Below are 13,130 nucleotides of genomic sequence, written 5' to 3'. Positions count from 1 at the left end.
TCCCCACCACCCGAGAGAACAGCATGCACACCTCCCTCCCCCGCCGCCTCGCCGCCGCGGTCGCCGTCGCCGTCGCCGCAGGGCTCGCCCTGGCCCTGGCCGGCTGCAGCACGTCCGCGTCGCCGTCCTCCACCGAGAGCAGCTCGAGCGCCGGGGCCGAGGCCGGAGCCTTCCCGGTCACGCTCGACTCGACTCTCGGCAGCACGACCATCGAGTCCGTACCGAAGCGCGTCGTCACGATCGGCTGGGGCTCGGCCGACACGGTCGTCTCGCTCGGGGTCGTCCCCGTCGGCATCGAGAAGGTGACCTACGGGCAGGACTCCAACGACGACTACCCCTGGGTCTCGAAGGCGATCACGAAGATGGGCGGCACGCAGCCCGAGACCTTCGACGTCTACCCCGACATCGACATGACGAAGCTGGCCGAGCTGAACCCCGACCTCATCATCGCCGTGCAGTCGGGCATCACCGACAAGCAGTACAAGACGCTCAGCGCCCTCGCGCCGACCGTCGCGTACCCGGGCAAGGCCTGGCTCACCCCGTGGGACACCCAGATCGAGACCATCGGCAAGGCGCTCGGCAAGCCGAAGCTCGCCGCCGAGAAGGTCGACGAGATAACGACCCGCCTGGCCGCCGTCAAGGCCGACCACCCCGACTTCTCGAAGCTGACCTTCACGTACGCGTCGATGGGCGAGCCCGGCCGTCTGGCCGTCTATCTCGACGGCGACCCTCGCGTGGCGCTGATCAAGGCGATGGGACTCACCGAGAGCAGCGTGATGAAGTCGGCGAAGGCCGACTCGGGATCGGGCTCCTATCTCGCGACGCTGGGCCTGGAGAAGTCCGACCTGCTCGACTCGACCGACATCGTCTTCACCTGGTACTACGACAAGGCGAACAAGGCCGAGATCGACGAGCAGCCGCTCATCGCGTCGATCCCCGCGATCAAGCGCGGCTCGGTCGTGTCGTCGACGGACCCGCAGTTCGTCATGGGCACCACCTTCATCACCCCGCTCAGCGTGCCGTATGCGATCGACGAGTACGTGCCGCTGATCACCGAGGCGGCCTCGAAGGTTGGCTGACACCCTCTCGACGACCACCCCGAGGGCCCGGCGCACGTCGCCGGGCCCTCGCCGGGCGTCGGGGCCCGCCGCCCGCACGCTCGTCCCGGCCCTGTTCCTGGCGGCCGGCGTGCTCGCCCTCGCGACGCTTCTCAGCGTCGCGGTCGGCACGCACTACGTGCCCCTGCCGACGGTGTGGAACGCCCTGCTCCACCCCGGCACGACCTACGACGACACCGTCGTGCAGAGCCGCATCCCCCGCACGGTGCTCGGCCTGCTGGTCGGCGCGGCCCTCGCCGTCTCCGGGGTGATCGTGCAGGGTCTCACCCGCAACCCGCTCGGCGACCCCGGTCTGCTGGGCGTCAACGTCGGCGCCGCCGCGGCCATCGTCACCGGCCTCGCGTTCTTCGGCATCGGCAACGGGTCGACGCGCATCCTTCTCGCCCTGCCGGGCGCTCTCGTCGCAGTCGTCGCCGTGTACGCCCTCGGCTCCAGCCGCCGCGGCGCGACGCCCGTGAAGCTCGTGCTGGCCGGCGCCGTGATCAGCGCCGTGCTCTCCGCCTACATCCAGGCGGTCACCCTCACCCACCCGGCGGCGTTCAACAGCTACCGCTTCTGGGTCCTCGGCTCGCTCGCCGGGCGCGACCCCGGTGTGATCCTCCAGGTGCTCCCCTACCTCGTGGCGGGGTTCCTGCTGACGCTGACCCTGCCCGGCTCCCTGAACGCGCTCGCCCTCGGCGACGACACGGCCACGGCCCTCGGCGCCAAGATCGGCCGCACCCGCATCATCGGCGGGCTCGCCGCCGCACTGCTCTGCGCCGGCTCGACGGCCGCCGTCGGACCCATCGCGTTCATCGGGCTCGCCGTCCCGCACATCGTCCGCAGCTTCGCCGGCGGCGACCACCGCTGGCTGCTGCCGTTCAGCGCTCTGCTCGGGCCGGCGCTGCTGTTGCTCGCCGACGTGATCGGCCGCGTCGTGGCGAGCCCGCAAGAGCTGGAGGTGGGGGTGGTGACGGCCTTCCTCGGCGCGCCCGTGCTGCTCTGGGCCGTGCGGCGGATGCGGGGGCGCGAATGAGCGCGCCGAGCTCGCGCTGGACGGGGTCGGGCCAGTTCCTGCGCCAGGGCCCCGTCTCACCGCGACCCGTGCTGCGCATCGGAACGTGGCTCAGTCTGCCGGTGCGCCGCCGCTCGGTGGTCGTCGGTGCGATCCTCGCGCTCGGGCTGCTGGTGCTGACGCTCCTGACGCTGACTCTCGGCACCCTCGGCGTGCCGCTCGCCGAGCTGCCCCGTGCGATCGTCGACCCGGCCCCGGGACGCACCGAGTTCGTGCTGAACGTGCTGCGCGGGCCTCGACTGATCACCGCCATAGCGACGGGTGCCGCCCTCGGAGTCGCCGGCGCCCTTTTCCAGACGGTGACGCGCAACCCGCTCGGCTCCCCCGACGTGATCGGGCTCGGCGCGGGCGCGAGCGCGGGGGCTGCCTGCTTCGGGCTCCTGATCCCCGGACTGATCCCGGTACCGGCCGGCGCGCTCGTCGGCGCGCTCACTGCCATGGGCCTGGTCTGGATCGGCACCGGACGCGGGTTCTCGTCGCCCGGGCGGATGATCCTCGTCGGCATCGGGGTGTCGGCGATGGCCGTCGCGTTCGTGCAGTTCGTGCTGACGCGCGCCGGCCAGGAGGAGGCGACGACGCTCGCGACCTACATCAGCGGCACGCTCGCCGACCGGCAGTGGAGCGACGTCGCGATCTCGGGTCTCACGGTCGTGGTGCTGGTGCCGTGCGCGCTGCTGCTGAGCCGCCGCCTCGACCTGGTCGAGATGGGCGACGAGCTGGCCGATTCGCTCGGCGGCCGCACGACGCTCACCCGGTCGCTCGTCGTGCTCGTCGCGATCGGCCTGGCCACGGGCGCCGTCTCGGCCACCGGGCCGATCGCGTTCGTCGCGCTGACCGCCCCGCAGGTCGCTCGCCGTCTCGCCAAGGCTCCCGGCGCGGGGATCCTCCTCTCAGGCATCATGGGCGCCGTCATCATGACGGCCGCCGACCTCCTCGTGCAGCAGTCGCCGTTCGGCGTGCAGCTGCCGGTCGGCCTGCTCACGGCCCTCGTCGGCGGCGTCTACCTGGGCTACCTGCTCGTCCGCGAATGGAAGAAAGGCACCGTCTGATGGCAATTCTCTCTGCCGCAGGACTCCGACTGGGGTACGACGAGCGCGTCGTCGCGGAGGACCTGTCATTCGACGTCCCCGACGGCGAGCTCACCGTGATCATCGGGCCCAACGCGTGCGGCAAGTCGACGCTGCTCAAGGCGCTCGCGCGGACGCTGAAGCCGCAGGCCGGCACGGTCACGCTCGACGGCCGGCCGCTGTCGTCGTATCGCAGCAAAGACGTCGCCAAGCGCCTCGGCATGCTGCCACAGAGCCCGATCGCGCCCGAGTCGATCACGGTGCGCGACCTCGTCGGCCGGGGGCGCTTCCCGCACCAGGGCGTGTTCCGGCAGTGGTCGCACGCCGACGAGCATGCCGTCGAGGCGGCTCTGGTCGCAACCGGCGTCGCCGAGCTCGCCGACCGCCACGTCTCGGAGCTGTCGGGCGGCCAGCGCCAGCGCGCGTGGATCGCCATGGCCCTCGCGCAGGAGACGGAGCTGCTGCTTCTCGACGAGCCGACGACGTTCCTCGACATCGCGCACCAGTACGAGGTGCTCGAGCTGTGCGCGCGCCTCCACCGAGAGGGGCGCACCCTCGTCGCCGTGCTGCACGACCTGAACCAGGCGGCGCGCTACGCCACGCACCTCGTCGTGATGAAGGCCGGCGTGATCGTGGCGTCGGGCACCCCGGGCGAGGTGCTCACGGCACCGCTCGTCGAGGACGTCTTCGGCCTGCCGTGCGAGATCATCGACGACCCGCAGACGCACACGCCGATGGTGGTGCCGCTGGCGGCTCCCACGGCCCAGGCCCGCTGAAACGGCTCAGCCCCGCCGACTCTTCGGCAGGGCTGAGCCGACTGGGCGGGGCTAGTCCAATTCCGCGGGGCTGGCCCGATTCAGCGGGGCTGAACCGAAAAGGCGGGGCCGCACACCAGCCAGGGCGCAGGAACTGGCGCGCCCCCGCCCGACCCGACCTAGAGGGCCGGGGCCGCGTCGAAGAGCTCGCCGAGGTCGTGGCGCAGGTCGTAGGCGAACGACGTCGGGCCGCCGAGCCAGAAGACGTAGTCGCTGCCGACGAGGTCGGCCCGCTCGACGAAGAACTCGCCGATCCACGCGCGCACGGCTCGGTCGAGGGCGACGCCGGGGAGGCAGCGCTCGCCCGTGCCGGGACGGCCGGAGCGACGCGATCGATCGAGCCAGGTGATCGACACGCGGCCGGGTGCCGTGACGGGCACGATATCGCCGGCGTCGGCGACCTCGATGAAGACCTGGCCTCGAGCGCAGATGGGGAGGACCTCGAGCATCGTCTGGATGTCGTCGATGGACGACGTGTCGCCGGCGAAGAAGATGCGGGTGGCCGACGGCTGGAGCTCGGGGGTGCGACTGGCGAGGAACATTGTGCTCCAAGAATAGGTAAGCCTTACCTATTGCGCCAGTCGCTGGCCGCCTTGTCGGGGCAAACTCACGGACGATCTCTCGACACCGTGGTAATTTCTCCAAGGCCGACGGTTCAGCAGTGATCATCGGCGGGGGCGATCATCCGTTCAGCAGCGACGGAATGGTCCGCAGCGACCCGGTGTTCACAAGCGACACGGGTCTCCCGGCGTCCACACCCGTCCCGAAAGGTCTGCTTCACTGATGAGCTTTGCTCGCTTCCCTCTCCCCAAGCGGCTTCTCGCAGCCGCCTCGCTCGCTGTCGCCACCGCCGTCGTCGTGGCGGGCTGCTCGTCCGGCGGCACGACCGGCGAGACCGGCAAGCCCGACGCCGCCGCCGTCGTGAACGTCGGCCTCGTGCTCGAGCCCACCGACCTCGACATCCGCACCACCGCCGGCATCGCCCTCGACCAGGTCCTGATCGACAACGTCTACCAGGGTCTCGTCGGCCGCACCTCGACCAACGACATCGTCGACGTCCTCGCCACGAAGCACACGGTCTCGAGCGACGGCCTCACCTACACGTTCACCCTCCACCAGGGCGTGAGGTTCCACGACGGCGCCGACCTGACGGCCGCCGACGTGGTCTGGTCGCTCCAGCAGGTCAAGGACACTGCGACGTTCCAGAACACGGCCGACCTCGCCGCCGTCAAGTCGATCAGCTCCCCCGACGCCGACACGGTCGTCCTGAAGCTCTCCGAGCCCGACTCCAACCTGCTGTGGGCACTGAGCGGGCGCGCCGGGCTCGTGCTCGAGGAGGCCGCGACCAACGACCTGAAGACGACGGCCAACGGCACCGGCCCCTACACGCTCGCGAGCTGGAAGCAGGGTGACAACATCCAGCTGAAGCGGTTCTCGGACTACTGGGGCACGAAGGCCAAGGTCGCCGGCGTGACCTTCAAGTACTACACGCAGGCGTCCGCCGCCATCAACGCCGTCATCTCGGGCGACGTCGACGTGCAGACCGCCGTCGACGCGACGCTGAAGTCGCAGCTGACCGGCGTCGACGGCATCTCGCTGAAGTCGGGCAAGACCACCGACAAGTACACGCTCGCCTTCAACAACGCCGAGGCGCCGTTCACCGACATCCGGGTGCGGAAGGCGATCCGCGAGGCCATCGACAGCAAGGCCATCATCACGGCAGTCGGCGGCTCCGGCGTCGAGCAGGGCGGGCCCATCCCCGAGCTCGACCCCGGCTACGACGACCTCACGAGCGTCGACTCGTACGACCCCGACGACGCGAGGAAGCTCCTGAAGGCGGCGGGTGCGACGAACCTGAAGCTCAGCCTCACGTACGCGAACTTCTACCCGGCCTCGCTCGGCGACGTGCTGACGTCGCAGCTCAAGAAGGTCGGCATCACGCTGACCGTCAAGCAGACCGACTTCACGACCTGGATCAACAACGTCCTGGTGAAGCACGACTACCAGCTGAGCATCGTAAACCACGCCGAGTCGCATGACTTCGGCAACTGGGCGAACCCGAAGTACTACTTCGGCTACGACAACACGAAGGTGCAGGAGCTGTACGCAGAGTCGCTCGCGGCCACCGATCAGACCGTCGTCGACGAGAAGCTCGCCGAGGCCGCCAAGATCGTCTCGGACGACGCGGCGGCCGACTGGCTGTACACGGCGACCACTCTGACCGCGATCCACGACGGCGTGACCGGCTTCCCGACGTCGTCGACCTCGGCGCGCCTCGACCTGGCCGATCTCGCGAAGTCGTAAGTGTTCCGCTTCGTCCTGTCGCGGCTGGTGCTGCTGGTCATCGGCCTGGTCGTTGCCAGCGCCCTGATCTTCTTCACCCTGCGGCTCCTGACCGGCGATGTCGCCCAGGTGATCGCCGGCACCCAGGGCACCGCCGCGCAGGTCGCCGCGATCCGGACGCAGCTCGGCCTCGACAGCCCGCTGCCGGTGCAGTACCTCGACTGGCTGGCCGGGATGCTGCACGGCGACCTCGGCACGTCGCTCGTCACCGGCTCGTCGGTGTCGTCGCAGCTGCTGCAGAAGCTGACCGTGACGCTGCCGCTCGCGGGGATGTCGCTGGTGATCGGCCTGCTCGTCGGTATTCCGCTCGGCGTGGTGGCGGCGGTGAGGAACCGGCGGCCCGAGGGCACGGCCCTGTCGGTGGTGGCGCAGGCACTGGCCGCAGTTCCTGCCGTCTGGGGTGGCATGATCCTCATCGCGGTGTTCGCCGTCGCACTCAAGCTCCTGCCCACGCAGGGCTACCCGAGCGACGGCTGGGCCGAGCCCGGCAGGGCGCTCCGGAGCCTGCTGCTGCCGGCTCTGACGATCGGGATCATCGAGGGCGCGGTGATCCTGCGCTTCACGCGGTCGGCGACGCTCGGTGCCCTCGACGAGGACTACGTGCGCACCGCGGCCGCCAAGGGCATGACCCGCACCCGCGCGGTCCTGACGCACGGGCTGCCGAACGTGCTGCTGAGCGTCGTGTCGGTGCTGGGCGTGCAGATGGCCGCGCTGCTGGTGGGCGCCGTGCTGGTCGAGCAGCTGTTCGCGCTTCCGGGCGTCGGCCGCATGCTCGTCGCCGACGTCGGCGTCCGCGACCTGACGAAGGTGCAGGGCGAGCTGCTCGCTCTGACCGGCCTCGTGCTGATTCTCGGATTCATCGTCGACCTCGTGCACCGCGCGGTCGACCCGCGACTGAGGGAGCCGGGCGAGTGACCAAGCATTCCTGGGCGCAGGAACTCCTCCGGCGCCCCGCCGGCGTCGCCGCGGCCGCCTGGATCGTGCTCCTCGTCGTCGCGGCCGTCGTGTCGAGCGTGTGGACTCCCCACGACCCGTTCGACACCGACCCGTACTCGGCGTGGCAGACGCCGTCGCTGAACCACCTGTTCGGCACCGACGGCATCGGCCGCGACATCTTCAGCTACGTGTTCGCCGCCACCCGCACCACGGTCGTCGTCGCGGCCCTCGCCGGAGTGCTCGCGTCGCTCGTCGGGATCGGCCTGGCCGCGCTCGCGTCGCTCACGGCGCGCTGGGTGCGCGAGTCGACCGCGGTGCTGATCGACATCCTCATCGCGTTCCCGACGATCCTGATCGCGATGCTGCTGTCGTCGATCCTCGGCGGGTCGCTCGGCGTCGTGATCACGGCGGTCGGGATCGGCTACGGCGTGAACATCGCTCGGGTATCGCGCGGCGAGATCCGCCGCGTGGGCCGGACCGACTACGTGCTCGCAGCCCGCGCGAGCGGCGTCGGCCCGGCCGGCGTGCTCGGCCGCCACATCCTGCCGAACGTCGCGCCGGTCTTCGTCGTGCAGCTGTCGCTGGCCATGGCGACGTCGATCCTCGCCGAGGCGGGCCTGTCGTACCTCGGCTACGGAGCCTCCGCGTCGACGGCGTCGTGGGGCCGGCTGCTCAACGACCTGCAGGTCTACATCGCGATCCATCCCGGCAGCGTCGTCTGGCCCGGCGCCGCCATCACGCTCACGGTGCTCGCCTTCAACCTGCTCGGCGACGCGCTGCGCGACGCCACCGACCCGCGGCTGCGCGCCCGGCGGGCCACCGCGGAGGCGATCGCATGAGCCCGGAAGCAGCAGGCCTGGAGGTCTCCGGACTCTCGATCGACATCGGCGGACGCCGCGTCGTCGACGACCTCTCGTTCTCCGTCGCCACCGGCGAGCGACTCGGCCTCATCGGCGAGTCCGGCTCGGGCAAGTCGCTGAGCATCCTGTCGCTCGTCGGCCTGGCCCCCGCCGACGCCGTGGTCGCCGGCAGCGTCCGGCTCGACGGCCGCGAGCTCGTCGGGCTGTCCGAGCGCGAGCTCGCGCACGTACGGGGCCGCCAGATCGGCATGGTGTTCCAAGACCCGCTCGCCGCGCTGAACCCGCTCCACACGATCGGCCGCCAGATCGGCGAGCCGCTCCGGCTGCACGAGGGCCTGTCGCGGAGGGACGCACTGGAGCGGGCAGTCGACGCCGCGGCCGAGGTCGGGCTGCCCGATCCTGCGCAGATCGTGCGCCTCTACCCGCACCAGCTCTCGGGCGGCCAGCGGCAGCGGGTCGGCATCGCCATCGCGCTCGCCTGCCGGCCGGCGCTGATCCTCGCCGACGAGCCCACCACGGCGCTCGACGTCACCACCCAGGCGGCGATCCTCGACCTCTTCCAGCGGCTCGTGGATGAGCGCGGGGCCTCGCTCGTGTTCGTGACGCACGACCTCGCCGTGCTCGCGAGGATCACCTCCGACGTCGTCGTGCTCTCGCACGGGCGCGCCGTCGAGCGCGGAACAGTCGACGGCATCCTGCGTGGTGCCGAGCACCCGGTGACGCGGGGCCTCGTCGCGGCCGCCCGCGCCACCACGTGGAGGGCATCGTGACCCCGCTCCTCGTCGGCACCGGCATCGGCCGTGACTTCGTGCTCCCCCGCCAGACCCTCTTCACCCCCGGCGTCGTGCGGCACGCCGTCGTCGACGCATCGCTGTCGGTCGGGGTCGGCGAGAGCGTCGGGCTGATCGGGGAATCCGGCTCGGGCAAGTCGACGCTCGTGAGGATCCTGCTGGCGCTGGATCGGGCGACTGCCGGCACCGTCGAGTTCGACGGCCGGCCGATCGCGCCCGGCACGGCGTCGTCGCTGCGGTGGTTCCGCCGCCAGACCGGCGTCGTGCTGCAGGACCCGTACGCGTCGCTCGACCCCCGCATGCGCGTGCTCGACATCGTCTCCGAGCCGCTGCGCGCCCTCGACATCCCCGGCAACCACACGGCGACCGTCATCGAGACGCTCGACCGGGTCGGGCTGACGATGGCCGTCCTCGACCGCTACCCGTACGAGTTCAGCGGCGGCCAGCGGCAGCGCATCGCATTGGCCCGGGCGCTCGTGCACGGCCCACGGCTGCTCGTCGGCGACGAGCCGCTCAGCGCGCTCGACGTGACGGTGCGGGCGCAGATCCTGGAGCTGCTCGCCGAGCTCCGCGACGAGATGGGCCTCGCCCTGCTGATCGTCTCGCACGACCTCGGCCTCGTGGACCACCTCGCCGACCGCGTCGCCGTGATGAACGGCGGGCGGATCGTCGAGCAGGGGGCGACGTCGGCCGTCCTGCGGTCGCCGCAGGACCCTTACACGCAGAAGCTCATCGCGGCGGTGCCGACGCTCGACTGAACGGCGGTTGCGATCCAGCTGCTACCACTGCGGCGGGTGCCGGCGCTGCCACTTCAGGCGGCGCTCCAGCTGCGCGCCGATCGCGAGCAGGACGTCCTCGCGGCCCGGTCGCCCGACGAGCTGGACGCCTACGGGCACGCCCTCGTGCTCGGCCACCGGCAGCGTGATGGCGGGCAGGCCTGCGACGTTGACGAACGAGGTGAACGGCGCGTAGAGGCACTGCTGCTCGAAGTTGCGCTCCCCATCGACGGCGTCGTACCAGCCGTTCGGGCGCGGCAGGAGCGCGACGGTGGGAGTCAGGACGGCGTCGTACGGCGCGAAGTCGGCGATCACCGTGCGCTCGTAGGCGGTCAGCCCGGCGAGGGCCGTCGCGAGGTCGCGGGCCGAGAGCGCCCGCCCCCGCTCGACGAGCCAGCGCGTCAGGGGCTCGAGCAGGTCGAGATCGTCGCCCTCGGCCGGGATCGTCGCGGCGCCGGCCTGCCAGAGCGTGCGGAAGTGGGTCGCGTACTCCCCGACCGGAACGCGCACGGCGTCCGGCTCGACCTCGTGCCCGACGGCCGCCAGGTGGTCCATCGCGAGGTCGAGGGCGGCGAGCACGGCGGGGTCGACGCGCACGTCGTAGGCGTCGTGCCACGGCGACGTGGTCGTGGTGGCGATCCGGAAGCGTCCCTCGCCGCGCACGGCCGCCGCCAGGAACGAGAACGAGTCGCCGGAGGGCGCCCGGAGCGCGTACTGGTCGCGGGGGGCGGCGGAGTCGGGAGCGACGAGTGCGTCCAGGAGCATGCCCGCGTCAGCGCAGTTCCTGCTGATCGGGCCCCCGACGGCGAGCCCGCCGAGGCTGGTGATGCCCGACTGCGACGGCACCCGCCCGCGCGAGGGCTTGAGGCCGACGAGGCCTGTCGCCGCGGCGGGGATCCGGATCGATCCGCCGCCGTCCGACCCCGGGGCGAACGGCAGGAGACCGGCCGCGACGGCCGCCGCGGCGCCCCCGCTCGAGCCGCCCGCGTTCGCCGCGAGGTCGTAGGGGTTCCGCGTCGGCGGGCCGATGAGCGTCTCGGTGTACGAGGTCATGCCGAACTCCGGGGTCGCGGTCTTGCCGAGGCTGATGGCGCCCGCCTCGTCGACCGCCTCGACCACGCCGGCCGAGTGCGCCGGGATGCGGCCGCGCGAGAACCGCGACCCCGACCAGGTCGGGACGCCGGCCCGGTCGGTCAGGTCTTTGTCGGCGAGCGGGAGACCCCACAGGGGCGCCGTCGTCGAACCCGCGGCGCCCAGGGCGTCGGCGCGTTCGCGTGCGGCGTCGGCCGTCACGGTGACGAACGCGCCGACACCGGGATCGACGCGCTCGATGCGCTCGAGGTAGTGGTCGACGAGCTCGCGCGGGGTGACCTCGCGGCGTCGCAGCCAGTCGTACTGCTCCTGGGCGCTCAGGTGGTGGAGTTCGAACATCGGTCCGAGCCTAGCCACGGATCCCGACGAGCATTCGTCGGGCGCCGACAGGCGCGCCCGAGCACCCAGGGGAGTTCGTCTCCGGCTACTTTCCCCGTGCGTGAATTCACGCCCAGGGAAAGTGGCCAGAAACGAATACCGGATGCCGGCGGCACCGGCGCGTTCACCCGCCGCCGATACCGTGGACGCCATGACTGCACTTCTGCCCCGGCTCGACGCTCCTGAGACAGGCGACGAGCGCGCGATGCTCGAGGGGTTCCTCCAGTTCCAGCGCTCCACCGTCGCCCTGAAGTCCGAGGGGCTCACCGACGCCCTCGCCGCGACCCGCCCCCTGCCGTCGCTCACCACCGTCATCGGGCTGCTGCAGCACCTGGCCGACGTCGAGCGCAGCTGGATCCTCGACGACCTGCTCGGCCTTCCGTTCGAGACGCGCTGGAACTCGGCCGACCCCGACGGCGAGTTCCGCATCGAGCCCGGTACCACGCTTGCGACGGCCCTCGCCGAGTACGAGGCCGCGTGCAACGAGGCCTCCGATGCGATCCGCGACGTGCCGCTCGACACGCTGACCCGCGACGGTCGGTTCACGCTCCGGTGGGTGCTGCTGCACCTGATTGAGGAGACGGCGCGCCACGCGGGTCACGTCGACATCCTGCGCGAGCAGCTCGACGGCGTGACGGGAGAGTGACCGTGGGCTACCTGTTCTTGGCCCTCGCGATCGTCAGCGAGGTCGTCGCGACCACGTTCCTCCGTGTCGTCAGCTCTCCGAACGCCCCGTGGTGGCCGTACACCGTGGTCGTCGTGGGCTACGTGGCGTCGTTCTTCTTCCTGTCGCAGACCCTGCGCGCCGACGTGCCGCTCGGCGTCGCCTACGCCGTCTGGGCGGGGGTCGGGGTCGTGCTCGTCGCAGCCATCAGCTGGCTGGTGTTCCATGAGCCGCTCACCCTGACGCAGATCGGCGGGATCGTGCTCGTGATCGCGGGAGTCGGTCTGCTGGAGCTGGGCGGCAAGCACCGGTAGGGCGCGCCCGGTGACGAGAACCGGACGGCTAGGAGGCGCACTCGATGCAGACCGGGCCCAGCTTCGACTCGTGGTCGAGCTGGATGCGCGGGCGCACCAGGAAGCACTCGACGCAGGTGAACTCGTTCTCCTGCATCGGGAGCACGACGACGTCGAGCGCCTCGTCGACGTCGGTGGCGTCGAGCTGGAACCCGCCCGAGGCGTCGCCGTCGTCGAGGTCGGCGACCAGACCGGTCGCCTGCGGACCACGTGCGGCCAGCGAGCGGACAGTGTCGTCGCTGTCGCCCTCGGAGGCGTTGCGGGGTGCGTCGTAATCGGCTGCCATGCTGTTCTCCTGCGAAGTCGTGCGGGGGGGCGGAACGCCCGTCAGGCCTGTTGCCCGCCGCAACTATAAGGGGTAGTCGCCCGTGCTCCGACCATGTTCGCCGACGGCTGTATCGAGTCGTGCTCCAGCACCGGGAAGAGGCTGGTCGATCGGGCTTCCGGGCCCGTAGTCTGGACGGACCGGACGGAAGGGAAGCCCGTGGGAGAACGACTCGACGCTGCCGCACGGATCTCCGCCCGCACCGTGCGCGCGGCCTCCCTCACCCCGATCGGCAAGCAGGTCCGGGAGAATCTCTCGTTCCTCCGCAGGGTCGCTCGGGCTGCCGTCACCGAGGCCGCCGCCAATCCCCCGGTCGTCACCACGGCGAAGTCGACCCCGCCGCACCCGGGAGTCGAACGCCAGCCGGACGACGACTTCTCACCCGGCGACGACGAGCGGTGCACCTGCCGCAGTCCCGCCTGGTGCGGCGTGACCAAGGGCGACGTCGTCCACGATCTGATGTCCCGCGGCATGCGCCTGGATCGCCCCCAGGCCGAGGCGATCTGGCGCGAGGCCCAAGACAGCCGGGTCCGCTGAGCCCGATCGGCCCAGACGAGC

15 protein-coding genes are annotated in these 13,130 nt (G+C 71.3%); 12 read left to right on the top strand and 3 right to left on the bottom strand.

The window, feature by feature from the left end:
* Positions 1–23: 23 nt before the first annotated feature.
* The 4 genes from AC07TY_RS01715 to AC07TY_RS01700 are packed head-to-tail and all read left to right on the top strand — an operon-like array spanning position 24 to position 4,015.
* The gene (locus AC07TY_RS01715) at positions 24–1,079 is read left to right on the top strand and encodes an iron-siderophore ABC transporter substrate-binding protein (RefSeq protein ID WP_494784154.1); all 1,056 of its coding nucleotides are present in this window, start codon (positions 24–26) and stop codon (positions 1,077–1,079) included.
* On the top strand, positions 1,072–2,133 hold the full coding sequence (locus tag AC07TY_RS01710; protein WP_494784153.1) for a FecCD family ABC transporter permease: 1,062 nt from the start codon (positions 1,072–1,074) through the stop codon (positions 2,131–2,133). The genes AC07TY_RS01715 and AC07TY_RS01710 overlap by 8 nt, the downstream gene beginning before the upstream one ends.
* Positions 2,130–3,221: a FecCD family ABC transporter permease gene (locus AC07TY_RS01705; RefSeq protein WP_494784152.1), complete on the top strand. Its 1,092-nt coding sequence runs from the start codon at positions 2,130–2,132 to the stop codon at positions 3,219–3,221. Before AC07TY_RS01710 ends, AC07TY_RS01705 begins: the two co-directional genes overlap by 4 nt.
* Positions 3,221–4,015, top strand: coding sequence for an ABC transporter ATP-binding protein (locus tag AC07TY_RS01700; protein ID WP_494784151.1), 795 nt, complete (start codon positions 3,221–3,223; stop codon positions 4,013–4,015). Before AC07TY_RS01705 ends, AC07TY_RS01700 begins: the two co-directional genes overlap by 1 nt.
* A gap of 158 nt (positions 4,016–4,173) precedes the next feature.
* On the opposite strand, the gene AC07TY_RS01695 is transcribed toward AC07TY_RS01700, so the two are convergent.
* Entirely contained in the window at positions 4,174–4,596 is a 423-nt protein-coding gene (locus AC07TY_RS01695; protein ID WP_494784150.1) for an SIP domain-containing protein, read from the bottom strand.
* Positions 4,597–4,837: 241 nt separating this feature from the next.
* Here AC07TY_RS01695 and AC07TY_RS01690 point away from each other — a divergent pair, with 241 nt between their 5' ends.
* The 5 genes from AC07TY_RS01690 to AC07TY_RS01670 are packed head-to-tail and all read left to right on the top strand — an operon-like array spanning position 4,838 to position 9,742.
* A complete protein-coding gene (locus AC07TY_RS01690; RefSeq protein ID WP_494784149.1) occupies positions 4,838–6,358 on the top strand; it encodes an ABC transporter substrate-binding protein in 1,521 nt (506 codons plus the stop codon).
* On the top strand, positions 6,359–7,312 hold the full coding sequence (locus AC07TY_RS01685; RefSeq protein ID WP_494784148.1) for an ABC transporter permease: 954 nt from the start codon (positions 6,359–6,361) through the stop codon (positions 7,310–7,312).
* Positions 7,309–8,172, top strand: coding sequence for an ABC transporter permease (locus AC07TY_RS01680; protein WP_494784147.1), 864 nt, complete (start codon positions 7,309–7,311; stop codon positions 8,170–8,172). Before AC07TY_RS01685 ends, AC07TY_RS01680 begins: the two co-directional genes overlap by 4 nt.
* Positions 8,169–8,963, top strand: coding sequence for an ABC transporter ATP-binding protein (locus AC07TY_RS01675; protein WP_494784146.1), 795 nt, complete (start codon positions 8,169–8,171; stop codon positions 8,961–8,963). Before AC07TY_RS01680 ends, AC07TY_RS01675 begins: the two co-directional genes overlap by 4 nt.
* Positions 8,960–9,742 (top strand): ABC transporter ATP-binding protein, encoded by a 783-nt coding sequence (locus AC07TY_RS01670; RefSeq protein WP_494784145.1) that lies wholly within the window; start codon positions 8,960–8,962, stop codon positions 9,740–9,742. Before AC07TY_RS01675 ends, AC07TY_RS01670 begins: the two co-directional genes overlap by 4 nt.
* A 21-nt stretch (positions 9,743–9,763) precedes the next feature.
* On the opposite strand, the gene AC07TY_RS01665 is transcribed toward AC07TY_RS01670, so the two are convergent.
* Positions 9,764–11,191: an amidase gene (locus AC07TY_RS01665; RefSeq protein ID WP_494784144.1), complete on the bottom strand. Its 1,428-nt coding sequence runs from the start codon at positions 11,189–11,191 to the stop codon at positions 9,764–9,766.
* Between the two features lie 190 nt (positions 11,192–11,381).
* Here AC07TY_RS01665 and AC07TY_RS01660 point away from each other — a divergent pair, with 190 nt between their 5' ends.
* Entirely contained in the window at positions 11,382–11,876 is a 495-nt protein-coding gene (locus AC07TY_RS01660; protein ID WP_488626467.1) for a DinB family protein, read from the top strand.
* Between the two features lie 2 nt (positions 11,877–11,878).
* Positions 11,879–12,208: a DMT family transporter gene (locus AC07TY_RS01655; protein WP_494784143.1), complete on the top strand. Its 330-nt coding sequence runs from the start codon at positions 11,879–11,881 to the stop codon at positions 12,206–12,208.
* Positions 12,209–12,236: 28 nt separating this feature from the next.
* Here the strand turns inward: AC07TY_RS01655 and AC07TY_RS01650 are convergent, their stop codons facing one another.
* A complete protein-coding gene (locus AC07TY_RS01650) occupies positions 12,237–12,533 on the bottom strand; it encodes a DUF4193 family protein (protein ID WP_494784142.1) in 297 nt (98 codons plus the stop codon).
* Between the two features lie 198 nt (positions 12,534–12,731).
* Here AC07TY_RS01650 and AC07TY_RS01645 point away from each other — a divergent pair, with 198 nt between their 5' ends.
* Positions 12,732–13,109 carry a hypothetical protein gene (locus tag AC07TY_RS01645; RefSeq protein WP_488626469.1) on the top strand — a complete coding sequence of 126 codons (378 nt, stop codon included), beginning with the start codon at positions 12,732–12,734 and terminating at the stop codon, positions 13,107–13,109.
* The last annotated feature ends 21 nt before the right edge of the window (positions 13,110–13,130 follow it).

It is taken from the genome of Frondihabitans sp. GW821-FHT04F02, from assembly GCF_059420045.1.
This window is presented reverse-complemented; position numbering and strand designations above follow the sequence as displayed.